The organism is Mycolicibacterium insubricum, from assembly GCF_010731615.1.
In the GTDB taxonomy this organism is placed as follows: domain Bacteria; phylum Actinomycetota; class Actinomycetes; order Mycobacteriales; family Mycobacteriaceae; genus Mycobacterium; species Mycobacterium insubricum.
The window spans coordinates 2,548,074-2,574,954 of sequence record NZ_AP022618.1 but is presented as its reverse complement, the minus strand read 5'-3'; the positions used below and the strand labels follow the sequence as shown (position 1 = coordinate 2,574,954).

17 protein-coding genes are annotated in these 26,881 nt (G+C 69.4%); 5 read left to right on the top strand and 12 right to left on the bottom strand.

Translation table 11 applies throughout. The features are described 5' to 3' along the window. The 3 genes from G6N16_RS12290 to lspA are packed head-to-tail and all read right to left on the bottom strand — an operon-like array spanning position 1 to position 2,256. On the bottom strand, positions 1-648 hold the full coding sequence (locus tag G6N16_RS12290; protein WP_083033683.1) for a SecDF P1 head subdomain-containing protein: 648 nt from the start codon (positions 646-648) through the stop codon (positions 1-3). Beyond that, complete coding sequence (locus G6N16_RS12285; RefSeq protein WP_083033681.1) at positions 645-1,571, bottom strand: RluA family pseudouridine synthase; 927 nt, start codon at positions 1,569-1,571, stop codon at positions 645-647. The genes G6N16_RS12290 and G6N16_RS12285 overlap by 4 nt, the downstream gene beginning before the upstream one ends. Continuing rightward, positions 1,564-2,256, bottom strand: a complete 693-nt coding sequence (gene lspA / locus G6N16_RS12280; protein WP_407663643.1) for a signal peptidase II — start codon at positions 2,254-2,256, stop codon at positions 1,564-1,566. Before lspA ends, G6N16_RS12285 begins: the two co-directional genes overlap by 8 nt. A gap of 32 nt (positions 2,257-2,288) precedes the next feature. Here lspA and G6N16_RS12275 point away from each other — a divergent pair, with 32 nt between their 5' ends. Further along, positions 2,289-3,209, top strand: a complete 921-nt coding sequence (locus G6N16_RS12275; protein WP_163787865.1) for an asparaginase — start codon at positions 2,289-2,291, stop codon at positions 3,207-3,209. Position 3,210: 1 nt separating this feature from the next. Here G6N16_RS12275 and G6N16_RS12270 read toward each other — a convergent pair whose 3' ends face one another. Beyond that, positions 3,211-4,500: a DNA polymerase IV gene (locus tag G6N16_RS12270; protein ID WP_083030506.1), complete on the bottom strand. Its 1,290-nt coding sequence runs from the start codon at positions 4,498-4,500 to the stop codon at positions 3,211-3,213. A 45-nt stretch (positions 4,501-4,545) separates the two neighbouring features. On the opposite strand from G6N16_RS12270, the gene G6N16_RS12265 reads away from it, so the two are divergent. Continuing rightward, positions 4,546-4,752, top strand: coding sequence for an RNA-binding S4 domain-containing protein (locus G6N16_RS12265; protein ID WP_083030453.1), 207 nt, complete (start codon positions 4,546-4,548; stop codon positions 4,750-4,752). Between the two features lie 10 nt (positions 4,753-4,762). On the opposite strand, the gene ileS is transcribed toward G6N16_RS12265, so the two are convergent. Beyond that, positions 4,763-7,900 carry an isoleucine--tRNA ligase gene (ileS, locus tag G6N16_RS12260; RefSeq protein WP_083030507.1) on the bottom strand — a complete coding sequence of 1,046 codons (3,138 nt, stop codon included), beginning with the start codon at positions 7,898-7,900 and terminating at the stop codon, positions 4,763-4,765. A gap of 235 nt (positions 7,901-8,135) precedes the next feature. On the opposite strand from ileS, the gene G6N16_RS12255 reads away from it, so the two are divergent. Further along, positions 8,136-8,471 (top strand): YidH family protein, encoded by a 336-nt coding sequence (locus G6N16_RS12255; RefSeq protein WP_083030454.1) that lies wholly within the window; start codon positions 8,136-8,138, stop codon positions 8,469-8,471. Between the two features lie 2 nt (positions 8,472-8,473). After that, entirely contained in the window at positions 8,474-8,755 is a 282-nt protein-coding gene (locus tag G6N16_RS12250; protein ID WP_083030455.1) for a DUF202 domain-containing protein, read from the top strand. 21 nt (positions 8,756-8,776) lie between these two features. On the opposite strand, the gene lipL is transcribed toward G6N16_RS12250, so the two are convergent. Next, on the bottom strand, positions 8,777-10,063 hold the full coding sequence (gene lipL, locus G6N16_RS12245) for an esterase/beta-lactamase LipL (RefSeq protein ID WP_407663691.1): 1,287 nt from the start codon (positions 10,061-10,063) through the stop codon (positions 8,777-8,779). 214 nt (positions 10,064-10,277) lie between these two features. Between lipL and G6N16_RS12240 the strand changes: the two genes are divergently transcribed. Continuing rightward, positions 10,278-11,975, top strand: a complete 1,698-nt coding sequence (locus tag G6N16_RS12240; protein ID WP_407663642.1) for a fatty-acid--AMP ligase — start codon at positions 10,278-10,280, stop codon at positions 11,973-11,975. Here G6N16_RS12240 and G6N16_RS12235 read toward each other — a convergent pair. From G6N16_RS12235 to meaB, 6 genes are all read right to left on the bottom strand, one after another. Continuing rightward, complete coding sequence (locus G6N16_RS12235) at positions 11,942-14,953, bottom strand: MMPL/RND family transporter (protein WP_163787864.1); 3,012 nt, start codon at positions 14,951-14,953, stop codon at positions 11,942-11,944. The genes G6N16_RS12240 and G6N16_RS12235 overlap by 34 nt on opposite strands. Beyond that, positions 14,950-16,260 (bottom strand): WS/DGAT/MGAT family O-acyltransferase, encoded by a 1,311-nt coding sequence (locus tag G6N16_RS12230; protein WP_083030459.1) that lies wholly within the window; start codon positions 16,258-16,260, stop codon positions 14,950-14,952. The genes G6N16_RS12235 and G6N16_RS12230 overlap by 4 nt, the downstream gene beginning before the upstream one ends. Continuing rightward, positions 16,260-17,618, bottom strand: a complete 1,359-nt coding sequence (locus tag G6N16_RS12225) for a hypothetical protein (RefSeq protein WP_083030460.1) — start codon at positions 17,616-17,618, stop codon at positions 16,260-16,262. The genes G6N16_RS12230 and G6N16_RS12225 overlap by 1 nt, the downstream gene beginning before the upstream one ends. Before the next feature lie 3 nt (positions 17,619-17,621). Continuing rightward, the gene (locus G6N16_RS12220; protein ID WP_234805811.1) at positions 17,622-18,992 is read right to left on the bottom strand and encodes a condensation domain-containing protein; all 1,371 of its coding nucleotides are present in this window, start codon (positions 18,990-18,992) and stop codon (positions 17,622-17,624) included. 89 nt (positions 18,993-19,081) lie between these two features. After that, positions 19,082-25,345 carry a sulfolipid-1 biosynthesis phthioceranic/hydroxyphthioceranic acid synthase gene (gene pks2 / locus G6N16_RS12215; RefSeq protein WP_083030462.1) on the bottom strand — a complete coding sequence of 2,088 codons (6,264 nt, stop codon included), beginning with the start codon at positions 25,343-25,345 and terminating at the stop codon, positions 19,082-19,084. Positions 25,346-25,907: 562 nt separating this feature from the next. Continuing rightward, positions 25,908-26,879 (bottom strand): methylmalonyl Co-A mutase-associated GTPase MeaB, encoded by a 972-nt coding sequence (meaB, locus tag G6N16_RS12210; protein ID WP_083030463.1) that lies wholly within the window; start codon positions 26,877-26,879, stop codon positions 25,908-25,910. Between the last annotated feature and the right edge of the window lie 2 nt (positions 26,880-26,881).

Below are 26,881 nucleotides of genomic sequence, written 5' to 3'. Positions count from 1 at the left end.
TCAGCTGCCGTTGCGCAGCAGCGCGGCGGTTCGTTCGGCCTGCTCGGCGGTCAGTTCACCGGAGAGCACCAGCGTCTGACCTTCGATGCGGCCGTCGACCTTCGGCGCCGACACCACCTGCGAATCCCGCACGAAGGCGAGCTGTTTGCCCGGGTGCGCGGCGGTGAAGTCGGCGAACTCCCGCCCCGATTCCGGGGTCATCAACACGTGCACGGTGTAGCCGCCGGACGCGGCGGCGGTCGTGGTCGGGGGTGCCGTCGGGTTCAGCGCCTCGGCCAGCGACGGGGGGACGGCCGACGCGCCGGTCAACTGCAGTTCGATGCGGTCCGAGCCGAGGGTGTAGAGACCCTTCTTCTCCAGGTCGCACAGTTGCCGGTGTTCGGTGTAGGGGCCCAGACCCGGGGCCGGGCACCCGTCGGGTCCGACGCCCACGACCTCGGTCACCACGACGACGGCGAGCGGTTTGATGGCCGGAGCGGCCGGGGTGGTGCTGGTCGCCTGGTCTGCCGCCGGGGTCGAGTCGCGCTGCATGACGGTGGCCAGCCCGGGCAGCAGCATGGCCAGCCCGATGACGGCGGCGGTCAGCATCATGAAGCGCCGGCGCCGCGCCTTGGCGGCCAGCCGGCCCGACGGGTCCTCGACCGTCATCCCTGGGCCCGCAGCACGTCGAGAGCATGTTGCAGATCCTCGGTATACGGCGCGGTGATCTCCATCCGGCGGCCGTCCGCGGGGTGCGCAAACGACAGTGAGCGGGCGTGCAGCCACTGCCGTTCCAGGCCGAGTTTCTTGGCCAGCGTGGGGTCGGCGCCGTACACCAAGTCGCCGCAGCACGGGTGGTGCAGCGCGGAGAAGTGCACCCGGATCTGGTGGGTGCGACCGGTTTCCAGGTGCACGTCGAGCAGGCTGGCGGCGGTGAACGCCTCGATGGTGTCGTAGTGGGTGACGCTGTCGCGGCCGCCCTCGGCGACGGTGAACTTCCACTCTCCGCTGCGGTGCCGGCCGATCGGCGCGTCGATGGTGCCGCTGGACGGATCGGGGTGGCCCTGGACCAGCGCGTGGTAGCGCTTGTCGACGGTGCGGTATTTGAAGGCGCGCTTGAGCACGGTGTAGGCGTGCTCGGACAGCGCGACGACCATCACCCCCGAAGTGCCGACGTCCAGGCGGTGCACGATGCCCTGGCGTTCGTGCACACCGGAGGTGGAGATGCGGAAACCGGCGGCCGCCAGGCCGCCGAGCACCGTCGGCCCGTGCCAGCCGACGCCGGCGTGGGCGGCCACACCCGGCGGCTTGTCGACGGCGACGATGTCGTCGTCGGAGTACAGAATGGTCATGCCCTCGATCTCCTCGGGCACGTTCTGCACCGGCGGCGGTGCGTCGGGAATCGTCACCGACAGCCAGCCGCCGTCGATCAGCTTGTCGGATTTGCCGACCCGCACGCCGTCGAGTTCCACCCCGCCGTCCTCGGCGATGGCCGCGGCGGCGGTGCGGGACAGTCCGAGCAGCCGGGCCAGCCCGGCGTCCACCCGCATACCGGCCAGCCCTTCCGGCACCGGCATGACGCGGTCAGTCATCGGCGCGCCGGGCGGGGGTGTCGTAGTCGACACCGAACAGCGACAACGCTACCAGCAGGATCGCCCCGCCGACGACGGCCGAATCGGCCACGTTGAACGTCGGCCACCAGCCGATGGAGATGAAGTCGACGACCTGTCCGTGCAGGGGCGCGGGAGCCCGGAAGATCCGGTCGCCGAGGTTGCCCAGTGCGCCGCCGAGGATCATGCCCAGGCCCAGCGCCCACCACTTCGACACCAGCCGCCGGCCCATCCAGACGATGCCGATCACCACCCCCGCCGCGATCAGGGTCAGCACCCAGGTGGAGCCGCGGAACATGGAGAACGCCGCACCGGAGTTGCGCTGCAGGTTCCAGGTGACCGTCTCGCCGATGATCTCCACGGGCTGAAAAGGGGTCAGCATCTTGACGGCCAGCACCTTGGTCGCCACGTCGACGGCCAGCACGAACGCGGCCACCAGCAGAAGCAGCAGGACCTGGCGCCGGGGGCGGGGGCGGGGGCGGGGTGCTTCGTCCTCGGCGGGCTTGTCCTCGCTGGGTTCGTCCTCGCTGGGTTCGTCCTCGGCGGTTTCCGGGGTGCCGCTCTCGGCGGGCTCGGTCTCGGGCGCCTCGTCGGCGGCCTCGGTCTCCAGAGCCTGCTCCTCGGGCGCCTCCACGTCGTCGACGTTCTCGGGGGTCGTGTCCGTCACCCGACCATCATCCCTCAGGGCATGATGCAACGATGCCCCGCATCGTCGTGATCGCCACCGGCGGCACCATCGCCACCACCACCGGCGGCGACGGGGTCAAGCGCCCCGCCCGCTCGGGCGCCGAGCTGGCCGCCGTCGTGGACCCGGAGCTGCTCGGTGAGGTGGACCTGGACACGGTCGACCTGATGTCGGTCGACAGCTCGGCGCTGCTGCCCGCGGACTGGGACCGGATCGCCGAAGCCGTGACCGGCGCGGCCGACGGCCGCGCCGACGGGATCGTCGTCACCCACGGGACCGACAGCATGGAGGAAACCGCGCTGTGGCTCGACCTGACGCTGGACGTGGCGGTGCCCGTCGTGCTGACCGGAGCGCAGCGCAGCGCCGACGATCCCGAGCCCGACGGTCCGGCCAATCTGGCCGACGCGATCGGCCTGGCCGCCGAACCGGCGGTCGCCGACCGCGGCGTGCTGGTGTGCCTGGGTGGTGAAGTGCTCGCCGCCCACGGACTGCACAAGGTCGGACCGGTGGCGCCCAGCGGGTTCGCCGGGGCGCCGGCGGCCGACCGGCCCCGGCTGTCGGTCGGGAGGGTGTCGGCGGCCGCGGCTCCGCGGGTCGACATCGTGGCCGCCTATCCGGGTGCCGACGGCGCGGCGCTGAGCGGGTGTGTGGCCGCCGGGGCGCGCGGGATCGTGCTGGAGGCGATGGGATCGGGCAACGCCGGGCCCGACGTGGTCGCCGCGGTGGCCCGGCACTGCGCGGCCGGAGTGTCGGTCGCCGTGTCCACCCGGGTGCCGTTCTGCGCGGTGGGCACCGACTACGGGCCGGGATCGGCGCTGGTCGACGCCGGGGCGGTGATGGCTCAGCGGTTGCGGCCGCCGCAGGCGCGGGTGCTGCTGATGGCGACGCTGGCCGCCGGGCGCGATGTGCCGGCGACATTCGCGCGCTGGGGATAGCTCACCGGTCCCAGGCGAGGCTCTCCAGCGGGTCGGCGGGGCGTAGGTCCGGGTCGTCGGCGGACAGGGTGCGGGCGATACCCGGCCCGGTGGCGCGGGTTTCGAAGCGGACGGTCACCACGCCGTGGCCGGCGCCCTGCACCCAGCCGTGGCCGAATTCGGGGTGGCTGACGTCGTCGCCGATCCGCCAGCCGGTGCGCGCGGGTTCGGGTGCGGGAGCATCGGATCCGCCGTGTTCGTCCGGGTCGGCCTGGTCCAGGTCGGGGAACAGCGACTCCTGCTGGACGTCGGACAGGCCGGAGAAGCCGACGCCGAGCAGCCGGATCGGCCCGATCTGCACCGGGTCCAGCAGCAGCCGCAGCGCGGTCGCGGTCAGCGTGGCGGGTTCGGCGGTGGCGTAGGGCAGGGTCGCCGAGCGGGTCAGCGTCGACATGTCCGAGCGTTTCAGTTTGACGGTGACCGTGCGCGCGCCGCGGCCGTCGCCCAGCAACCGGCGATGGGCGGCCTCGGTGATCGGGCCGACCGCGTCGCGCAGCTGGTCCAGGGTCCGCAGGTCCTCGGCGAACGTCGACTCCGCGCTGATCTGCTTGGCCTCTGCCCGCTCGGCAACCGGCCGGTCGTCGATACCGCGGGCCAGCCGGTGCAGGCCCGGCCCGATCCCGGCACCCAGGATGCTGGCGGCCTCGGATTCGGCCAGGGCGGCGAACTGGCCGACGGTTTCGATGCCGAGGCGGTGCAGTTTCTCCTCGGCGACCGGACCGATCCCCCACAGTTTGCGGACCGGCAGGCCGTCCAGCAGGATCCGCTCCTCGTCGGGGCGCAGCACCCGGACACCGTCGGGTTTGGCCAGGCCGGAGCCGATCTTGGCGATCTGTTTGCCGGATCCGGCGCCGACCGAGGCGATCAGGCCGGTCTCGGCCAGTACGACCGCGCGCAGCTCGGCGCAGAACTGGTCGACCTGTTCTGCGGTGGCGCCGGCCAGCGCGACGGGTTCACCGAACGCCTCGTCGAAGGACAGTTGTTCCAGCACCGGGATGCGGGCGCGGACGGTGTCGAACACCCGGTGGCTGGCCACCCGGTACACCGAGCCGCGCGGCGGCAGCACCACCGCCGTCGCCCCGACCAGGCGGCGGGCCTGGTGCATGGGCATCGCCGAACGCGCCCCGTACACCCGCGACTCGTAGCTGGCCCCGGCCACCACGCCGCGCCCGCCCAGCCCGCCGACGAGGACCGGGCGACCGCGCAGGGTGGGGCGGGTCAGCTGCTCGACGGACGCGAAGAACGCGTCCATGTCGAGGTGCAGAACCCAGCGAGCCACCCGTCTAGTCTGACGGGCATGGAAGAGGTGCCGATCCGCGACGCCGGTATCCGGCTGGGGCAGTTCCTGAAGCTGGCCAACCTGATCGACTCGGGCGCCGACGCCAAGGCGGTGATCGGCGACGGGCTGGTGAGCGTCAACGGCGAGGTGGAGACCCGCCGCGGCCGGCAACTGAAATCCGGCGATGTCGTCGGCTACGACCGCCGGCAGGTCCAGGTCCGCTGATTCGACGCGGTCAAGCCTTGGTCAGCCGGGCCAGCACGCCGTCGCCGATGTCGGTGCCATCGGGCAGGGCGCCGGGTTCGACGATCTCGAAGCCGGTGGCCAGGATCTCCCCGGCCATCAGACCGGCGTGGGTACGCGCCCAGGCGGCCTTGTCGGTGGGCACCGCCAGCACCACCTGAATCCGGTCGGAGACATCCAACCCGGTGGTCTTGCGCAGTTCCTGCAGCTCGCGGATGCGGTCCTTGGCCCAGCCCTCGGCCTCCAGTTCTTCGGTAACGGTGCCGTCGAGCACCACCAGGCCGGCGCCGTCGGGCAGCGCGTGGGTCCATTCCGGGTCCGCGGCAACGAGTTTCGAGGTGTACTCGCCCTCGATCAGGGTTGCCGGGCCGGCGGTCAGGGTGCCGTCGGGATTGAGCACCCCCTGGCCCGCCTTGACGGCTTTGATCGCGGCCTGCACGTCCTTGCCGATCCGCGGTCCGGCGGCCCGGGCGTTGACGGTCAACTCGAACCGGCCGTGTGCGTCGATGTCGTCGGTCAGCTCGATGCCCTTGACGTTGAGCTCGTCGGCGATGAGTTCGGCGAACGGGGCCAGCTGGTCCGGGTCGTCGGTCGCGACGGTGAGTTTCGGCAGGGGCAGCCGCACCCGCAGTTTCTTGGCCTTGCGCAGCGCGGAGCCCGCCGAGCAGACGTCGCGCACCCGGTCCATGGCCGCGACGAGGTCCTCGTCGTGCGGGAGATCGGCGGCGGGCCAGTCGGTCAGGTGGACCGACCGCCCGTCGGTCAGGCCGCGCCAGATCACCTCGGTGAGCATCGGCAGCAGCGGTGCGGCCAGTCGGCAGGTTACTTCCAGCACGGTGTGCAGGGTGTCGATGGCGTCGGCGTCCTCCTCCCAGAACCGGTTGCGGGACCGTCGCACATACCAGTTGGTCAGCGCCTCGGTGAACTGGCGCAACTGTTCACAGGCCCCGGAGATGTCGCACGAATCCAGGGCCGCGGTCAGGTCGTCGCGCAGCCGGGCGAGCTTGGCCAGGATGTAGCGGTCCAGCACGTTCTGCGAATCCGTGCGCCACACACCCTTTTTCGGGGCGTAGAGGGCCAGGAAGCTGTAGGCGTTGGAGAGCGGCAGCAGCACCTGGCGCACCGCCTCCCGGATGCCCTGTTCGGTGACGATCAGGTTGCCACCGCGCAGGATCGGCGAGGCCATCAGGAACCAGCGCATGGCGTCGGAGCCGTCGCGGTCGAACACCTCGGACACGTCCGGGTAGTTACGCAGCGACTTGCTCATCTTCGCACCGTCGTTGCCGAGCACGATCCCGTGTGCCACACAGGTTTTGAATGCCGGGCGGTCGAACAGGGCGGTGGACAGCACGTGCAGGGTGTAGAACCAGCCGCGGGTCTGGCCGATGTACTCGACGATGAAGTCCCCGGGGAAATGGGTGTGGAACCAGTCCTGGTTCTCGAACGGGTAGTGCACCTGCGCGAACGGCATCGACCCGGAGTCGAACCACACGTCGAAGACGTCCTCGATGCGGCGCATGGTGGATTTGCCGGTCGGGTCGTCGGGGTTGGGCCGGGTCAGCTCGTCGATGTAGGGCCGGTGCAGGTTGTCCGGCCGCACGCCGAAGTCGCGTTCGAGTTCGTCCAGGCTGCCGTACACGTCGATCCGCGGGTAGAGCGGATCGTCGGACTTCCACACCGGGATCGGGCTGCCCCAATAGCGGTTTCGAGAGATGGACCAGTCGCGAGCGCCCGACAGCCACTTGCCGAACTGGCCGTCTTTGACGTGTTCGGGGTGCCAGGTGATCTGCTGGTTGAGTTCCACCATCCGGTCGCGGAACTCGGTGACCTGCACGAACCATGACGAAACCGCGCGGTAGATCAGCGGTTTGCGGCAGCGCCAGCAGTGCGGATAGGAGTGCTCGTAGGTTTCGTGGCGCAGCAGCACCGCGCCGCCCGCCGCCGCGGATCCGGTGTGGTTCTTCAGATCCCGGATGATGTTCGGGTTGGCGTCGAAGACCTGCTGTCCGGCGTAGTCGGGAACGGTGGCGTCGAACCGGCCGCGGGAATCGACCGGGTTGGCGGGCGTGATGCCGACGGTGTCGGTGGTGGCCTTGTCGTCCTCGCCGTAGGCCGGGGCCATGTGCACGATGCCGGTGCCGTCCTCGGTGGTGACGAAATCGGCCGGCAGCACCTGGAATGCGTTGACCGCGGTGTCCCCGGTGGTGAAGTACGGGAACGGCGGTTGGTAGCGCGTCCCGAGCAGCTCGGCGCCGGTGTAGGAGGCGACGATCTGCGGCTCCTCCCCCAGTTCCCGGGCGTAGGCGTCCAGCCGGGCCTTAGCCAGCACGTAGCGGTTGCCGTCGGGCGCGGCGACGACGGCGTAGTCGACCTCGGGGTGCACGGCGACGGCCTGGTTGGACGGCAGTGTCCACGGGGTCGTCGTCCAGACCAGCAGGCGGGCCCCGGCCAGCGGCCCGTCGGGCACCAGGAAACCGACCGTCAGCGCGGGGTCCTGGCGGGACTGGTAGACGTCGTCGTCCATCCGCAGCTCGTGGTTGGACAGCGGGGTCTCGTCGTTCCAGCAGTACGGCAGCACCCGGAAGCCCTCGTACGCCAGGCCGGAGTCCCACAGCTGCTTGAACGCCCAGATCACCGACTCCATGAAGGTGGGATCCAGGGTCTTGTAATCGTTGTCGAAGTCGACCCAGCGGGCCTGGCGGGTGACGTAGGCCTCCCACTCCTTGGTGTATTTGAGCACCGATTCGCGGCAGGCCTCGTTGAACGCCCCGATGCCCATCGCCTCGATCTGGGCCTTGTCGTGGATGTCGAGCTGGCGCTGCACCTCGAGTTCGGCGGGCAGGCCATGGGTGTCCCAGCCGAACCGGCGGTCCACCTTGTAGCCCCGCATGGTGCGATAGCGCGGCACGATGTCCTTGACGTAGCCGGTGAGCAGGTGCCCGTAGTGCGGCAGGCCGTTGGCGAATGGCGGGCCGTCGTAGAAGACGTACTCGGGGGCGCCCTCGCGGCGGGCGATGCTGGCCCGGAAGGTGTCGTCGTCGGACCAGTACCGCAGTACGTCGAGTTCCAGCGAGGGGAAGTTGGGGGTGCCGCCGGCGAAGCGGGGGTAAGCCTGCGGGGTGTCGGCCACGGCGGTCGTCTCCTGTGCCTGATGTTCCGGCACGGGGACGACGGACGCGCGGTGTGCGCGAGCGCCGCGGTACCACCCCGCTTGCGTGCTTGCGCACGCCGCTCAACTCGCAGGCTGTGACGGGCCGGCCCGTTCGGGTCTAGTTGGCCACCGACGGTGGCGGTTCTTCCGAAGGCTCCCCGGTGATGGCCGGATCGGTGCCGTTACGTCGATTCTAACGGTTGACCTAATTAGGGTGGCAGGCGTGCCCGAGCTCGACTACCGGTTCACCCTGGCCAACGAGCGGACGTTCCTGGCCTGGACGCGTACCGCGCTGGCGCTGATCGGCGGCGGGGTGGCGCTGATGATCCTGCCGAGCCTCGGGATCCCCGGCGTGCGCCACGGACTGAGCGCGGGATTGATCGCCATGGGCGGGTTGCTGGCCGTGCTCTCGGTGCGCCGCTGGCGCCAGGTGCAGGAGGCGATGAACGCCGGTGTCGAACTGCCGCCCAGCCGGTTGCCGGTGCTGCTCGGCGTGGTGCTGGTGCTGACGGCACTGACCGCGGCGGCACTGTTGATCTTCCGGGCCTGACGATGACCGACGAACCCCCCTGCCTGCAGAACGAGCGCACCGAATTGGCTTGGGAACGCACCGCACTCAGTGTCGCTGCGTTGGCCGGGATCGTGCTGTTCCGGGAGATCGACGCGGTCTGGGCGCCGTTCGCGGCCGTGACCGGGCTGCTGTCACTGGTGATTTTCGGTGCCGGCCGCCTGCGGAGCCGGCGCAGCGAACCGGCGACGGTCGCGATCCCGCTGGTGGGCTGGAGCATCGGGGCACTGGCGCTGGTGCTGCTGATCCTGTTCCAACTGGACTAGTCCGGCCGGACGGCCGGGTCCTCAGCCGGCGACCGCGGCGGGCAGCTGATAGGGCGCCCCGAAGTCCGACACGGTCCGGTAGCCGCGGGCGCGGGCGGTCGCCGCGCCTCGGCGGATCAACTGCGCGGTGCCGAGGAACCCGGCCTGGTCGGTGATCAAGAACGGGGTCAGCAGCCGGTTGTGCACGAAACCGATGGCCAGACCCGAGTCCGGCATCGCCCAGCCGTGCGAACCGCCCAGCCCGACGTGCCCGAATCCGGGGAGCACCCCCGGCACCGGGGAAGCGTGATAGCCGAGGTGGAACGACATCGGCAGACCGAGGTTGCGGTCACGGGTCAGATCAACTCGTCCGCGCAGTCCCGCAGCCCGCTCCGCCGACAGCAGCCGGGCGCCGCCGACCTCACCACCGTTGATCAGCGCGGCATACATGCGGGCCAGGCTGCGCGCGGTGGCCACCCCGTTGGCGGCGGGGATCTCGGCGTCCAGCAGCGGGGTGTCTCCGCGGATGGCGTGGGTCATCGACGGGAAGTAGACCGCACCGAAGAACGCCGACGACGGATGCCGGGCCACCGTGGGCGCCCACGAGCCGATGCCGGGCAGCCCGGGGATCTTCTGGGGCCCGATGATCTCGGCGGCTCGGGTGGCGGCTCCGGCCGGCGGGCGGCCCAGGTGCAGACCGTCGGTACCCAGTGGCGCGGCGATCTCGGACCGGAACAGCTCCCGCATCCCGCTGCCGGTCACGGCGCGGGCCAGCCCGGACGTCAGCCAGCCGTAGGTGAGTGCGTGGTAGGCGGGATGGCCGCGCAGCGCGCTGTGCGGTGCGGCGGCCAGCCGTTCCTCCATCTGCAGATGGTCGCGGACGTCGTCGCCGGCTTTGATCGGCAGCCCGGACAGCCCGGCCCGGTGGCTCATCATCTCCCGAACCGTGATGTCGGCCTTGCCGTTGGCACCGAACTCGTGCCAGTACTCCGCGACGGGAGCGTCGTAGTCGATCAGGCCGCGGTCGGCGAGCCGGTGGATGACCGTCGAGGCCACCCCCTTCGTCGCCGAGAAGACCATCGCGCCGGTGTCGGCGTCCCAGTGCTGCCGGCCGGCCCGGTCCGACCAGCCGGTCCACACGTCGACGACCGGTTCACCGTCGAGGTAGACCGACAACGCACCGCCGCCGAAGCGCCGGTGCGGGAACATCGCGGCGAACTGGCGCACCGCCCAGGCGAACGCGGGATCCGCCGCACCGCGTACCCCGCGCGGCAACCCACTGCCACGGGTGAGGACAGCTGTCTCGTTCATAACACTGACCGTAGTCAGACTTATGGTCCAGTTGGGCGGGAATTGGCCGGACCGTTACCGAAGCGGGACCGCCCGCGACCAACCGGGCGGTTCGACCATCGGGTAGGCGGAGGTGGTGCGAAGGGCTGGGCGCGCGAGCACCCCGGCCAGCGCCGTCGATCAGTAGAATTGCCATGCGCCGTCGGTGCGATACTGAAAGGAACCCGGAATCATCGAAACGTCACTGACGGCTGTGCTGCGGGAGCGTGCCAGCCTGCAACCCAATGACCCCGCGTTCACCTTCATCGACTACGACACGAATTGGGACGGCGTCGCCCATGAGCTGACCTGGGCGCAGCTCTATCGCCGAGTGACCGATCTCGCCGGGGTGTTGCGCAACCGCGCCCAACCGGGCGACCGCGCCGCGATCCTCACCCCGCAGAACCTGCACTATCTGGTCGGTTTTCTCGCGGCCCTGGAAGCCGACCTGATCGCGGTACCGCTTTCGCCTCCGGCCTCCGGGACCGCCGACGAGCGGGTGCTCGCAGTCCTCGCCGACGCCCAACCGGCGGTACTGCTGACAGATTCGGCCACGGAAGCGGCCGTCGCCGCGCATGCCGCAGCAGCGCCGGCGGCAACCATCATCGACGTCGCCCGGGCAGAAGCACCGACCCGGGGGTCCGGGACACGCCGCCGCCGATCCACTCAGGACGTGGCCTATCTGCAGTACACCTCGGGATCAACCCGGGTACCGGCCGGCGTCATGGTCTCGCACCGCAACCTGGTAGCCAACTACCGGCAGATGATCCGGTACTTCTTCCCACACCATGGCGGGGTGGCGCCCGCCGACACAACGGTGGTGTCCTGGCTGCCCTTCTACCACGACATGGGCCTGTTACTGGGCATCTGCGCACCGATTCTCGGTGGCTGGCACACGGTATTCACCACCCCTCTGGCGTTCCTGGCCCGTCCGTCCCGCTGGCTGCAGCTGCTTGCCGCCCATCCCCATGCGCTGAGTGCCGCACCGAACTTCGCCTTCGACCTGTCCGCCGCGCGAGTCGGCGACGACGAACTGCCCGGCTGCGATCTGAGTTCGGTGCTGGCCATCATGAACGGTGCCGAAAGGGTGTTGCCCGGCTCGCTGGATCGCTTCACGCGCCGGTTCGCGCCGCTGGGGCTGTCCGCCGGTGTGATCCGCCCGTCCTACGGCTTGGCCGAGGCCACACTGTACGTCGCAACCGCGGCCCCAGCAGCCGCCCCGACCGTCGTGCATTTCGATCCGGACCGGCTCTCCGACGGTGTCGCCGAACGCTCCGAAACCGGAACCACGCTGGTCTCCTACGGTTGCCCGGACTCCCCCGCCGTGCGCATCATCGATCCGCAGACCCATCGGGAGTGCGCCGATGGGGAAATCGGCGAGATCTGGGTTCGCGGCGACAATGTCTGCCAGGGGTACTGGAACAAACCCGAAGAGACCGCTCGCACCTTCGCCGGTGTCATCGTGGAACCGACATCGGATACTCCAGCCGAAAGCTGGCTGTGCACAGGCGATCTCGGGTTCCTTTCCGACGGCGAGCTGTTCATAGTCGGGCGGATCAAGGATCTGCTGATCGTGCGTGGCCGTAACCACTATCCCGACGACATCGAGGCCACGATCACCGCGATCTCCGGCTGCCGGTCGGTGGCGCTCGTGGTGCAGGGCGCCGACGCCGAGGAGCTCGTCGCGATCGTGGAGACCAAGAAGCGCGGCAACACCGAAGATGAGATCCGCGAGCATCTGGCCCAGATCGAGAACTCCGTGCATTCGGCGATCTCGGAGTCGCACGGCATCGCCGCCAGCGAGCTGGTCCTGGTGTCGCGTGGTGCGATCCCGCTGACCACAAGCGGAAAGATCCGCCGGCAGGCGTGCGTCGAACGTTACGTCAGCGGCGCCTTCGAGCGGGTACGGTAGCGCCCCGACGGCCACCAGTTGGCATCGCCGACCAACACGCACAGCGCTGGCACGGTGACGGTCCGCACCAGGAATGTGTCCAGCAGCAGGCCGACACCGATCACGAAACCCATCTGGACCACGGTGCTGATGCTGGATACCGTCAGTGCCAGCATGGAGGCAGCGAATATCAGACCGGCAGAGGTGATCACACCGCCGGTGGCCGCCACCGTGCGAATGGTGCCGGTGCGTACCCCCCGCCCGGATTCCTGGCGAATACGGGAAATCAGCAGCAGGTTGTAGTCGGCGCCGACCGCCACCAGTACCAGAAACGCCATTGCGGGCACACTCCAGTGCAGGTGCTGTCCCAGCCCGAACTGGAAGACCGCGACTCCGATGCCCAGCGCCGAGGCGTAGGACAGCACCACCGAGGCCACCAGATACAGCGGGGCAACGACGGCCCGGAGTAACAGCGCCAGGATCAGAAACACCACCACGAGGGTCAACACCACGATGAACCGCAGGTCGCTGGTGTAGTAGTCGCGGATGTCATGGTTCACCGCGGAGAACCCGACCATCGAGATTTCGGCGCCCGCCAGGGTGGTGTTGGGCAGTGCGCTGCGCGCGGCCCCGATGATCTGATCCACCTGGTCCATCGCCTCGGTACCGAACGGGTTCAGCGCTGTCTGCACCAGATAGCGCACCGTGTGCCCGTCGGCGGATACGAACAGCTTGGCGGCCTTCTCGAACTCCGAGTGGCTCAGTACCTCGGGCGGAATGTAGAAGCCAGCCATCGACGGGGTCGCGGCGTCGCGTTTCATCGCCAGCAGAAACTGCGACGCCTGATCCAGACCACCGCCGACTTCCCTGGTCCGGTCGACCAGTAGCTGCACGCCGTCGGCGAGCTTTCGACTGGACTCGGCCAGTGTCCCGGCCCCGTTGAGCGCCTCGACGAGTTTGTTCTGGGTGCCTCCGGCGCCGCCGAGACCCAGACTTCGGGCCGAGGCGGACACCGTTGCCAGGCTGCGGCCCAGTTTGCGTACCGAATCCCCAAGAGTTGTAGAGGATTTCGTATTCTTGAGCTGTTGCACCAGGGCCTTCAGCGCCTGCATCGGCGGATTGTCGCCGGATTCGGCCAGTTGAGTCAGATCGGCACGGCCGGCCACACACCCGGGGTCCGCGTCACAGACGGGGCTGGCGTTGAGCGCGGTAACCATCGGTGCGGCCCAGGTGTGCAACCGGCTCATCCGCTCGATGCTTTGATCAAGGGCGCCGCCCATCGTCTGCATATTGTCGACGAGCGTGGCGGTGCGGTCGATTTCGGCCAGCGTGAGGCCGCCGCCCACCTTCGTCTGCAACTCGGTGAGGGCGCCGAGCAGAATGCGAATACTGCCCAGCGATCCGCTGACCTGGTCGCGGACCTGACCGAGCACCTCAGCGAGTTTGTCGGCCCCGTCGCTGAGCTGGCTGAGATTTCCGTCGTTCCGGGCAATCTGCGACGAAGCGTCACGCAGCTTTCCACCGACCTCACCGGCCTGGTAGGTCGCGCGGCTTTGCTCCAGAGTTTCGCCGGTGGGCCGGGTCAAGCCACGAACGGCGTCGATACCTGGTAGTTGGGCTACCCGCGCGGCGAGTTGCTCGAGGTCGCCGAGGGCCCGTGGACTCCGCAGATCCTGATCCGGGGCGTGGATGACGACGAATTGCTGCAGGGTGGTGCTGATCGGGAAGTGCGCGGTCATCGCGTCGTAGCCACGGTTACTCGCCGCTTCGGCCGGCAAGGTGATCCGGTCGTCGAAGTTGAACTTGGCAAATCCGGTGCAGGCAGCCAGCCCGAGCAGTGCCGCCAGGCTGACGGCCAGGTAACGGCCGGGCCGGCGGACCACAGCCACGCCGGTGCGCCGCCAGAGTCGACCGGTGAGGTCCCGGCGCGGTGCGATCCAGCCCCGCCGGCCGGCGATCACGATCTGAGCCGGCAGCAATGTCATCGAGGCGAGGAAACCGGTGGCGATGGTGACGGTGAGAGCGGGTCCGACGGTCGCGAATACCCCCAGGGTGGCCAGCCCCAAACCGACGAAGGTCAGCGCGACTGTTCCGGCCGAACCGGTGATCACTTCCCCGATCGTCTGCAGCGCGGCGACCAGGGCGTCGTCGGATCGCTGACCGGCGCGCAGCAACTCCTGATAGCGGCTGAACAGGAATACCGCGTAATCGACCCCGGCTCCCATCATCATTCCGGTCATCAGCATGAGCGTCTGGGGTCCCAGACCCAACCCGAGCAGGCCCAGTCCGGCCACCACCTGCTGTGCGACCACCAGTGACACTCCGATGGTCAGCAGCGGCATCAGCATGGCAGCGACGTTGCGATACACCAGGATCAAGATGGTGAGCACCAGGACAACGGTGGCGATCTCGATGAGGTGCTGATCGCCGGCACCGATGTCGTTGACGTCTTCCAGTGTGGCGGCCGGCCCGACGACATCGGCGGTGAGCGCCGTGTGCGCGGTCGCCTCCTCGACGATGCGCATGGCGCCCCGGAACGCCGCCTGGCCGCCCGGTGTACCCATGGTCCCGGTGAGACTGATCGGCAAGGTCCAGGCCTGTTGGTCCTTGCTGGTCATCACCTCGCGCAGCTCGGGGATGGCGACGAAGTCCTGGATCGATTCGACGTCGTCGGTGTCGGCGCGCAAGCGGGCGACCAGATCCCGGTAGACAGATTCGTCACCGGGACTCAGACCGTGGCCGTCGTGCAGCACCACCACGGCGACGTTGCCGGAGCCGGCCTCCCCGAATGCGGATTGCATGGCGTTGCCGGCCATCAGTACCGGGGCGTCGGCGGGTAGCAGCGGTGGTGGGTTGCGTTGCGCCACCACCGCCAGGGGCGGGATGGTCAGTGTCAGGACCACCGCTGTCGCGACCCACGCCAGGATCACCAGCACCGGGTGCGCAACCACCAGCCGGCCGATGGCCGGCAGCACCCGTCCGGGGTGCGACTGGGTCAAACGAACTCACCGATCAGGCCGAACGCGCCGAGCGCGGCGTCGACCAATGCCCGCAGACCGGCCCGGGTGTTGTCCCCGCCCGGTGTGTAGCCGACGATACCGATCGTCACCACGCCGCCGACACGCCCGGCGACGACGACGAGTTGTCCTCCGCCGGTGGTGATTTCGTGCTCGCGGACGTTCTGGTCCACCGGGCGAAGGAAGAGACTGTCGGCGGGGGTGCCGTCCGGGCGACACACCGCCGGGTCCAGTTCGCCGAGGTTGGAGCACGATATCGGCTGACTTCCGAACATGGCGGCACCCAGCCGCCGGGCCACCCGCAGCGGGACGAAGGGGGCCAGCGGCAGCATCGCGAACATGCCGTCGCCGGTGGTGCGCGCGTCCGCCACAGCGGCGCGGATCGCAGTGCGCGTCGCAGTCAGATCGGTGGTGACTGTGGCGGGGTCGACCCGCACGGTGGCCATCCGCAGCGCGTTGGCGCGGGTGTCGCCGACGGTTCGCTCGCTGAGCGCGATGAGCAACTCGGCGGCCCGGCCGTCGCCGCAGCGGCGCATCCGGCGCCCCAACTCGGCGGCCAGCCCGGCGAGCAGGCTGTAACCGTTGCCACCGAATCGAGCAGCGACCTCGTCCCAGGCCCGGGCGCTGACAAACACGTTGAGGGCGGGCACCCGGACCAGCCGGTCACCGTCGGCCGCCTCGACGACCACCCCGGTTCTGTCTCCCGGTTCGCCGCCGATACCGCGCAGGCCGGCACGCGCGGCAGCCACCAGATCCGGGATGTCGCGGCAGGTCTGGGCCAGATCGGCCAGCACCGCGCGCACCGGTGACCGGGAACGCGGCGGCGGCCAGTCCATGGGTTCGGCGCGGTCGTCAGCGGCGTGCGCGGCGGCCGTCAACACCGCCACCCCGTCGAGCAGGCAATGCGATCCGACGACGGTGACGGCCGTTGCGCCGGCACTGAACGGTTGCACCGCCATGTGCCAGCCCGGACCGTGCTCGGGATCGACCGGGATCTGCGACCGTTCGTCGAACCAGTCGCCGAGTTCCTCACCGGGCCTGACAATTTCGCTGAACTTCAGCGGAGCGGGATCGGGAGCGGCGACCCAGCGGTGCCGGCCGAACGGCAGCGGTGAGCGCTCGATGCGGCGGCCCGCCAGGCCACGGCCGAAGTTGCGATGGAATCGGGCGATTCCCTCGGGGTCCACCGGCCGTCGATACAACCACCCGAGCTGGACCAGCTGCCGCCGCCCGGTGGCTCGCATCGACAGGTGCGCGGCCTGATCGAGATAGCCGAGACGGACCGACATCAGATGCCGACGCCGTCGAGCGCGAAATCCGACAACGTTGCGGCCACCAGATCTGCCAGCCAGGCCCGGGTGTTGACCGCACCGGGTTGGTAGCCCACCACCGCGATGGACAGGTGCGCGCCCACCTGCGCACCGACCACGGTCAGCAGGCCGCTGCGCTGTTCGAGTACCGACCGGGTGATATGGCGGTCGATCCCGCGCATCGCGACGTAGTCCGCATCGGCGCCGTCGAGGCGGGCGACCTCGGCAGGGAGGACGCCCATGTTGGAGCAGGAGGCGGGCTGGTCGGCGAACCCGAACGCCGTTTCGGCCAGCCGCCCGACGGCCCGCTTGGGCACGTACGGAATCAGCGGCAGCAGGTGCAGTGTCGGGTCCGGTGCCCGGTCGAGCCGGTCCAGCGCTTCTCGGATGTCGGCGCGCGCGACGCTCAGGTCGGTGGTAACCCGTCGCGGGTCGATCCGGACGTCGCCGAGCCGTACCGCATTGGCCCTGGTGTCGTCGAGGCTGCGGCGGTCGTTGATCGGGACGATCAGGGCGACGGTGCCGTCCGGTCCGGTACCTCTGCCCATCCGGTGGCCGAGCCGGGCGGTGAATCCGGCCAGCAGCGAGTGCGAGTTTCCGCCCAGCGACTCGGCGCGGCTGCGCCATCGGTCTGCTGCCACGATGCAGGTGACCGATGCGACAACGACGTTGCCGTGATCGGTGGGGACGGCGTCGCGACGGCGGGGTTCCGCGGACCGGATTGGACGCCTTCGGCGCTCATTGTCGCGGGCCACGGTTCGGAGGGCTTGGCGCAGAGCCCGTCCGGCGGTGGGCAGATCGCGCACCAGCTGGCGGGCATCGGCGGCCAGTGCCCGGCGGCGGGTTCGGGCCCCGACCGGCTGGTGCCCGAGGGTGCGGGGTGTGCCGTTGACCGCGTTGAGGATCTCCAGAACTCCCCCGCCTCCGTCGGCCAGGCAGTGCGAGCCGACCAGGCTGATGACGGTGCCACCGTCGGTCAGCGGTTGCACCGCCAGGTGCCAACCCGGGCCCCACTGCGGGTCGATCGGCAATCGGGCACGGTGATCCAGCCAGTCCGCGACATCGGAGCGCGGGATGGGGTCGGTGCCGACATCCAACGCACCCGGAGCGCCGGAGGCCCAACGGTGCCGGCCGAACGGCAGTGGCGAGGGTTCGATCCGACGCCCGGCCAGTCCCCGTCCGAAGTTGCGGTGGAATCGGTGTACGCCGTCCAGATCTACCGCGCGTTGGTAGATCCAGATGCACTGCATGACCGCGGCCTGACCGGTCGCCCGCAGTCCGAGGAACATCGCCTGGTCGAGATAGTCGAGCAGATCCGGGTGCGCCGGTGCGGCCATCGGTCAGCCGCCAACCGGCGCTTCGGCACGTATCCCGGGTCGGTGTGCCCGGACCCGAACCGCCCGCGACGGGCCGTTGCCGTATCCCTCGCCGCTGGCGGTGTCGCGATACTCCCGCACCAGCACCTCCAGGTAGCGGGTCACCGAGGCTCGGGCGACCGGATTGTCCGGGAACGCCACGGTAACGGTGGTTCGCCGCGCGGTCCGGTTCACCCAGACGCCTACCTGGTATGCGGATCGGTTGTCGAAGAACAGCTTTCCGTTCATACCTTCCCATGCGTCGATGATTTCCGGTGAGAGCGGCGGCAGCCCCGCGTCGAGGAAGGACACCATGGTCACTCCCGGCGCGGGCGCGGTGATGCCCAGTGGCGCAGCCAGTTCGAGTACCCGCTCGACGGGTACATCGGCCAGCGCGACGTTGGCGTCGAAGGAATGCTGTGCGGATCGGGCGGTGTCGGCAAACGAGTCCGGTGTCACCTCGACCGTGACCGGCACCAGTCCGGTGAACCAGCCGGTAGTCATGAACTCCTCGGCGGACCGCCGGGTCGTCGTCGGTGTGATCGCGAAATACTTTCGTCGTCCCGTGAGTTCGGTCTCGGCGAGAGCTGCACAGGCGAGCACCCCGGCGAAGAATCTGCTGCCGGCCCGGACACACGCCGATTCGAACCGGGCTCCCTGGTCCGCGTCGAGCAGGTCGACGGTGATCAGGTCACCTCCCCAGGCGTGGTCGGTTGACCCCAATGGCAGCGGGAAGTGCGGCAGCACATCGTCGTTGCCCTGCGCGAATCGGATCCACTCGACAACCTCCGGTGATTGCAGGCTCAGCGATTCGGTATAGGCGCGCTGCCGAAGGCAGTAGTCGTGGTAGCTGCCGGCGGGGGTCAGCGGAATCGGCGGTCGTCCACCGACCAGTGCGGTGTACATGAGGTGAATCTCGGTAAGTACCAGACCCATGAACATCGCATCGGTGTGCACGTGGTCGATGGCGAGGTAAAACGTGAAATGGTCTTTGCGCTGAATGACCCCGAATCCGAAACAGTCCCACTGCAGCGGGCCCGGCGTGGACAGCACGTGTTCGCGCCACCGTGCCGCCGTCAGCTCACCGTGAGCCACCGGCACCAGTGTGATGTCGCGGGGGCTGCGCGCGGTCCGACGTACCACGGAGTCGTCGGCGCCGAACTCGAACCAGCTGTGGTAGGTGTCGTGCCGGCGCAGGTAGGCGTTGATCACGTGGGACATCGCCCGCACGTCGCAGCGACCGGGCATATCCCAGGCCGGGATGTTCAACCTGGCCATCTCGGTGCCGCGAGCGGTGTGCGAACGGAACGCGCGCAGATGCTGTTCCTGCTGATAGCTGACCGGGATGGGACTCACCGGCGCCGACGCCAATCGGGCCCGGCTGGCCGGCGAAGGATGCCAGGAGGTCAACTCCCCCGGCTCGCCGTTCCAGTCCCCGATTGCCGTTATCGCGACCATGCCGGTCCCGATGTCGCGGCGTCGTCCTGGGCGGCGATCGCACCGGCGAGGTGGTCTGCGAGTTCGCGCACGGTGGTGATCGCCGTGCCACCCACCCTTACACCGGTTTCCTTCTCGATGCGGGTACGGATCTCCAGGCTGCCCAGTGAATCCAGACCGCATTCGGTCAACGGACGGTCCGGCTCGACGCTGCGACGCAGAATGAGCCCAATCTGTTCGGTGACCAATCGGCGCAGCCGGGCCGGCCATTCGTGCGGCGGCAACTCACGCAATTCCGCCCGCAGAGCGCTGGTCCCGGGGGTGCCTGCGCCGAGCGCGGCGAACGCCTCGGCGAACTTGCTGGACCGGGCGAATGCCCGGACCCACGACGTTCCCGCGATCGGCGCGTAACCCGTGTATGCCCGATCAGAGCGGATCACCGCTTCGAAGGCATGTGCGCCGTCGTCGGGCGCGATGGCCATGTCGGTGACTGTCCCGGCCAGAGCCTGACCGCGTCCGATCTGCGCCCAGGCACCCCAGGCGATGGCCGTTGCCGGCAGCCCCTGCGTGCGACGCCAGCGGGTGAAGGAATCCAGCCAGCTGTTGGCGGCCGCGTACCCGCCCTGTCCGGGGGACCCAACCATCGCGGCCGCCGAGGAAAACACGCAGAACCAATCCAGCGGCGAGTCCGCGGTGGCTTGCTGCAGGTGCCAGGCGCCGTGAACCTTGGCGCCCCAGTCCCGTTTCAGCAACTCGTCGGTGATGTTGGGTACGGTCGCGTCTTCGATGACCGCTGCCGCGTGCAGAACGCCGCGCACCGGCAATCCGGTGGCCATCGCCGCCTCGACCAGCCACGCGGCGGTGCCTTCGGCGGCGATATCGCCACGGACGACCACGATCTCGGTGCCCGTGGCGCCGATATCGGCCAGCACGGCCGACGCCTCGGCGGTCGGCGCCGATCGGCCGTTCAGCACGATACGTCCACAGCCCGCCTGCGCGAGACGCTGAGCCAGGTGCAGCCCGAGCCCGCCCAGACCACCGGTGATCAGGTACGCACCGTCGGGCCGGTAGACCGGAACCTGCTCGGGGGGAAGTACCACCTCGCTGGCGCCCGTGCGGGGCACGACGAGGACCAGCTTGCCCGTGTGGCCGGCCGCGGCCATGGTCCGCAGTGCGGTCGCCGCTTCCGACAGTGGATATTCGGTGGTGGCCGGTGCCGGCAGCACGCCGTCGGCGATGGCGCGATACACGCAGGTCAACACTCGGGCCACGGCATCCGGTTCGGTGAGGGTGAGCAGGGCGAGGTCGACGGCGTGGAACGACAGGTTGCGCCGGAACGGCAGCAATCCCAAGCGGGTGTCCCCGTAGATGTCACGCTTGCCGATTTCCAGGAACCGGCCGCCGAACGACAACAGCTCCAGACCGGCGCGTTGCGCCGCACCGGGCAATGAGTTGAGCACGATGTCCACGCCGTAACCGGCCGTGTCGGCCCGGATCTCGTCGGCGAAGGCCGTGCTACGGGAATCGTAGACGTGGTCGATTCCCCACTGCCGCAGGAGATCACGACGCGCCGGGCTGCCGGCCGTGGCGAAGATATCGGCGCCGGCAGCGCGCGCGATGGCGACGGCGGCCTGGCCGACGCCGCCGGTGGCGGAGTGGATGAGCACCTTGTCGCCCCGGCGGATCCGCGCGAGTTCGTGCAGGCAGTACCAGGCGGTGGCGTGGGCGCTGGGTACGGCAGCCGCGACACCGTCGGTGATCGAATCGTCGAGGCGTACGGCGAGGCTCGCATCGCAGGTCAGATAGCTCGCCCACGCGCCCTGGCCGGTGATTCCGGCGACCCGATCGCCGACGCGGTGTTCGACGACGCCCGCTCCGACGGCCGTCACCACTCCGGCGAAGTCCGCCCCGAACTGCGGAAGTCGTCCCTCGAAGCTCGGGTAGCGGCCATGTGCGACGAGCACGTCGGCAAAGTTGAGGGCCGATGCGGCGACGGCGACCTCGATCTGGCCGGGTCCCGGTGGATGCCGGTCAACGGCCACCAGCTCGACCGATTCCAGGTCGCCCGGCGTGCGGATCTCGACGCGCAACCCGTCGCTTGCGTGATCGGCGCGCACGCTCCGTCGTTCGTCGGGTCGCAACGGCGTCGGCCGCAGTCGTGCCACGTACCAGTGGCCGGCGCGCCAGGCACTTTCATCCTCGGCGGCGCCGGACAGCAACTGCGCGGCGACATCCGACGCGTCGGAGTCGGTGTCGAGGTCGATCTGGACGGTCGCGGTGCCGGGCTGTTCCATGGCGAATACCCGGACCAAGCCGCGCAGCCCGCCCTGCGACAGATCGATCGGCTCGTCGGGCAGTACCTGCTGGGCGTTCTCGGTGACCAGGAAAACACCGTGCTCGCCGGGGGTTTGGGCGACGGCCGCCAGTACCGGTACCAACCGGCCGACCTGGTCTAGGCCGGCTACCGGTGTGTCGCGGTCGGCTGTCGGTGCCGTGCGGATCACGATCCCGGCGAAGCGTTCGCGGGCCAGCAGTTCGGTGAGTGCCGCCATGTCCGTCGCGCAGGCGGTATCGGGTGCAAGGGCCAGCGTCTCGACGGCCGCACCGTGGTCGCGGAGCGCTGCGGCCAATGTGTCCAGCCGCCCGGCAGTTCCCGGGGTTGCAGCGATCAGCAGCCAGCGGCCGGCCTGGCCCGCCGATGGCGTCGGATTCGGTGCGGCGGCCCAATCGATGGTCAGCAGGCGATCGTCCAGGATGCGGGCCCTGCGCGACCCCAGGGACAGCCCGGTACCCAGGCGCAGACCGGTGACGGTGACCAGCACCGCACCGGATTCGTCGAGGACCTCGATATCGGCGTCGATCTCGGTCAGGTCTATCCGGTTGATCCGGAGCAGGCAGTAGCGGGCCGCCCGGGGGTCGGCGTGCACCTGCAGCCGCGCCACACCCAGTGGCAGCGCGAGCATCCCGGTGAGGTCGGCCTGCAGATCGGGGTGTGCGCCGGCGGCTTGGAAGCAGGCATCCAGCAAGGCGGGGTGGATAAGGTAGCCGCGCTGGGCCGATCGCAGCTTGACGGGCAGGCTGACCTCGGCGAGGACGGTCGGTCCGCCGCCGGTATAGGCGGCGGTCAGTCCGGTGAACGCCGGGCCGTAGTCGATCCCGCGCTCGGCGAACCAGGCCCGCAGTTCGTCCCCGCCCATGTGCTGGGGGTGCGTATCGCGCAGCACCGTGATGTCGCGGCGACCGGGACGCTCCTGCGATGCCGGAGCTAGTCGGGCCCCGGATCGGCGCACGGCGCCACCGTCACCGCCGGTCTCCACGACGAACGCGCTGCCGCCACCGACGGCCACGCTCGCCGTGCTGGACACGGTGGTGGAGGGATCGAGCAGCAGCAGCTGCTCGAAGGTGATATCGGTGGCGATCGCACCCGGTCCGTGCACGGCGCTTGCCGCGCTCAGCGCCATTTCGCAGTACGCCGCCGCGGGCAACGCTGCGGCGGTGTGCACCCGGTGGTCTGCCAGCCACGGCTGGACGTCGGTCCCCAGATCGGCCTGCCAGACGTGGCGTTCGGGTTCCTCGGCCAGCCGCACGTGGGCGCCCAGCAGTGGGTGCGCGGCAACGGTCGGGCCAGTCGGTCCGGCTTCGTCGCGGTCGACCATCAGGTGCTGGTGGGTCCAGCTGGGCAGCGGCGCGTCCACCATGGACCCGTCCGGCAGGATCGCTCCGAAATCCACCGCGGCTCCGGCGGCGTACAGGGCGCCGACCACCGGAAGCAACCCGCCAGCCCCATCCTGGTCGCGGCGCATGGCTGCCACCGTGGCCACGGAGGTGTCCTGGTCCCGCGCGGTCTGGTCGACGGCGTGGGTCAGCAGGGGGTGCGGGGACAGTTCGGCGAATACGCGGTGGCCGTCCTCGAGTGCGGCCTGGACTGCTGCCGCGAAGCGGACCGTGTGTCGCAGATTGTCCGCCCAGTAATACGCGTCCCAATCAGCCCGGTCGCGCGGGTCGTAGAGCGTCGACGAGTAATAGTCACAATGCGGTTCCCCGGGGTTCAGATCGGTCAGAGCCTCGATCAGGTCGTCGAGGATCGGCGCGACCTCCGGGGAATGGGAGGCGACCTCGACGGCCACCTCGGCCGCAGCGATGTCCCGCGCGGCCCAGTCGGCGAGCAACTGCCGGATCGAATCCCGGTTGCCCCCGACGACGGTGGAGCCCGGTGCGGCCACCACCGCCAGGGTTACATCACCGATACCGCGACCGGCGAGCTCGGAGAGGACCTGGGCGGCGGGCAGTTCCACCGATGCCATGGCTCCGGAGCCGGCGATCGAGGCCATCAGGGCCGAGCGGCGGCAGATGACCGCGACGCCGTCGCGCAGCGACAGTCCACCGGCCACGACTGCGGCGGCGACCTCACCCATGGAATGACCGATCACCGCGGCCGGGTGCACGCCGTGGCCCCGTAGCGTCGCGGCCAGCCCGATCTGTACGGCGAACACCGCCGGCTGGACCCGGTCCATGGCAGTGACGGGCGCGGGGTCGGTCAGCAGTTCGGTGATCGAAAAGCCCGCCTCCGCTACCATCAACGGTTCCAGTTCAGCTATGGCTGAAGCAAATTCGGGCTCGGTGCGCAACAATCCTGCGCCCATCGCGGGCCACTGGGAGCCATGGCCGGAGAACACCCAGACCGGCCCGCGGTCGTCGTTCCCCACCGCGGCCGGGTGCGCCAGTGCCCCCGCATCATGTAGCGCGGTCCCCAACTCGGCGCTGTCGCGGGCCGTCACCGCCACCCGATGGCGCCGGTGGCCACGGCGGCGGGCCAGCGTGTAGGCAAGATCTCCCAGCCCGGCACCGGTGTCTTCGAATGGTCCGGACACCCACTGCGCCAGGCGGATCGCGCTGCGTCGCAGCTCCTCTTCCGAGCTCGCCGAAACGGTGAACAGAGCCGGCGCGGTGTCGGCTCCGGGTGCGGGCTGCGGGATCTCGTCGTGAGCCTGCTCGATGACGGCGTGTACGTTGGTGCCGGACAAGCCGTAGGCCGAGACCGCGGCCCGGCGGGGTCCGTCCCCGGTGACCGGCCAATCGGTGGTCTGTTGGGGCACGAACAGACCGGTCGGGATCGACTGGAGTTTCTCGGGCAGGCCGGAGAAGTGCAGATTCGCTGGCACGATGCCGTGAGAAACCGACAGCACCGCCTTGATCAGGCTGACTGCACCGGCGGCTGACTGACTGTGTCCCACATTGGTTTTCACCGATCCCAGCGCGCATGGTCCGGCGGTTCCGTAGACGCCGGCCAGGCTCTCGTACTCGATGGGGTCACCCACCGGGGTGCCGGTGCCGTGCGCCTCGACCATTCCGACGCTACACGGATCGACATCGGCCGCAGTCAGTGCGGTGGTATATACCGCCCGTTGCGCCGACATGGACGGGGTGGCGATGTTGACGGTGTGCCCGTCCTGGTTGGCGGCGGTGCCACGGATCACCGCGAGAACCCGGTCCCCGTCGCGCCGAGCGTCGGCCAGCCGTTTGAGCATGAGGACGGCCGAACCCTCGGCTGAGACGAACCCGTCGGCGGCGACGTCGAACGCCCGGCACCGTCCGGTCGCCGACAGCATGCCCTGCGCGGATCCGGACACCATCTTGCGCGGGTCCAGCAGCAGTGATACCCCGCCGGCCAGCGCGGTGTCGCTTTCGCCGTCATCGAGGCTGCGGCAGGCGAGGTGGACTGCGAGCAAACCCGATGAGCAGGCCGCATCCACCGTGTAGGCGGGGCCGCAGGCACCCAGCGCGTAGGCGATCCGACCAGAAGCCAGGCTGTAGTTGGTGCCGGTGAACCCGTATGGGCCCTCGATGACATTGGCGTCGGCGGCCAGCAACTGGTAGTCGCCGTGGGTCATGCCCACGAACACTCCGGTGCGGGTGCCGGCCAGGGATTTCGGGTCGATCCCCGCGTGTTCGACTGCTTCCCAGGCGGTTTCGAGCAGTACCCGGTGTTGTGGGTCGATCGCGGTGGCCTCCGCCCCGCCGATACCGAAGAATTCGGCGTCGAATCCGGCGACATCGTCGATGAACCCACCCCACTTGGACACCGACCGACCGGGCACTCCGGGTTGCGGGTCGTAGTAGTCATCGGCGTCCCAGCGCCCGGGCGGAACGGTGCTGACCAGGTCTTCTGCTCCCAGCAGGGCGGTCCACAGCGAGTCCGGCGAGTCGATGCCACCGGGCAGTCTGCAGGCCATCCCGATCACTGCGACGGGCGTGTACGAAGACGCAGACATGCCTGACAGAACTCCTCGCCCGGATAAAGGTGCGGCCGCGACTGCGGGACGCGAAATGAGCCCCGGACAGGTTTCGACGTCCCGGACCAATGTGAGCGATTCTTTGATGTGCGTCATCGAACATCAAGCAATACCGCTGATTTCACGCAAACCATAGGATCGGCCAGGAAGGCTGTCAAGGCCTCCCTCGACGCGACGTCTCCCCCGGCACGATTTTTTGACAGATCAAGTCATATTGCAGCTCAACGCTTTTCATCACCGACTCTCAGCGGGTTCATAGCTGTACCGATGGCCGCCAAGGCCGAAAGATGGCGACCAGCGTCCAATCAGCGATTCAAAACATGTTTGCTCACAGCATGTTCCGACTACGTAGCATGTTTCGACTAGGTAGCCGAAAATCGCGACACGGTGTCGGAAATGGGATATCTAGGTGTCGTCGGATGGCGAGACGACACCGTGTCCGATGGTCGGGCCGGCACCTCATTCGGCCGAAGCACCGTCGGAAAACACCAGAAAATCCCCGTGCGCAAATCCGCCGCGCGGTCACACCGGAGACTTCCGGTTACTCAGCCACCGCCGCCAGAATCTGTTCGGCCCCCAACACCGCGGTGAGCCGGCCCTCCCGAACGGCCGACTCGACGTCGGCCCGGATCGCCTTGACCCCGCGCGCGGTGAGCACCCGGTCCAGCACCTCGTCGCGCACCATCGCCCACATCCAGTCGACCTGCTGGTTGCGGCGCCGGGTTTCGAACTCACCGGCCTCGGTCAATACCCGGCGGTGATCGCAGACGGTGTTCCACAGTTCGGTCACGCCGGTGCCCTCCAGGGCACTCATGGTGAGCACCGGGGGCCGCCACAGGGTCTCGCGCGGGTAGATCAGCCGGATCGCACCGGCCAGCTCCCGGGCGGCCGAGCGGGCCTCCATCTTGTGCGCGCCGTCGGCCTTGTTGACCACCACGATGTCGGCGAGCTCCAGCACACCCTTCTTGATGCCCTGCAGCTGGTCGCCGGTGCGGGCCAGGGTGAGGAAGACGAAGGTGTCGACCATGTCGGCGACGGCGACCTCGGACTGACCGACGCCGACCGTCTCCACCAGGACGATGTCGAATCCGGCCGCCTCCAGCAGCACGATGGTCTCCCGGGTCGCCTTGGTGACCCCGCCGAGGGTGCCCGACGTCGGCGACGGGCGGACGTAGCCGTCGGGGTGCACGGACAGCCGGCCCATCCGGGTCTTGTCGCCGAGGATGGAACCCCCGGTCCGGGTGGACGACGGGTCCACCGCAAGCACCGCGACCCGGTGACCGGCCTCGATCAGGTACATGCCGAGGGCCTCGATCGAGGTCGACTTGCCAACCCCGGGTACGCCGGTGATGCCGACGTGCATGGCGCTGCCGGCTTCCGGCATCAGCTCCAGCAGCAGATGCTGGGCCTGGTCCCGGTGGTCGGGGCGGGTGGATTCGACCAAGGTGATGGCCCGGGCCAGGACGGACCGATCGCCCGCCCGGATCCCGGCGGCGAGGCTGGTGATGTCCACGC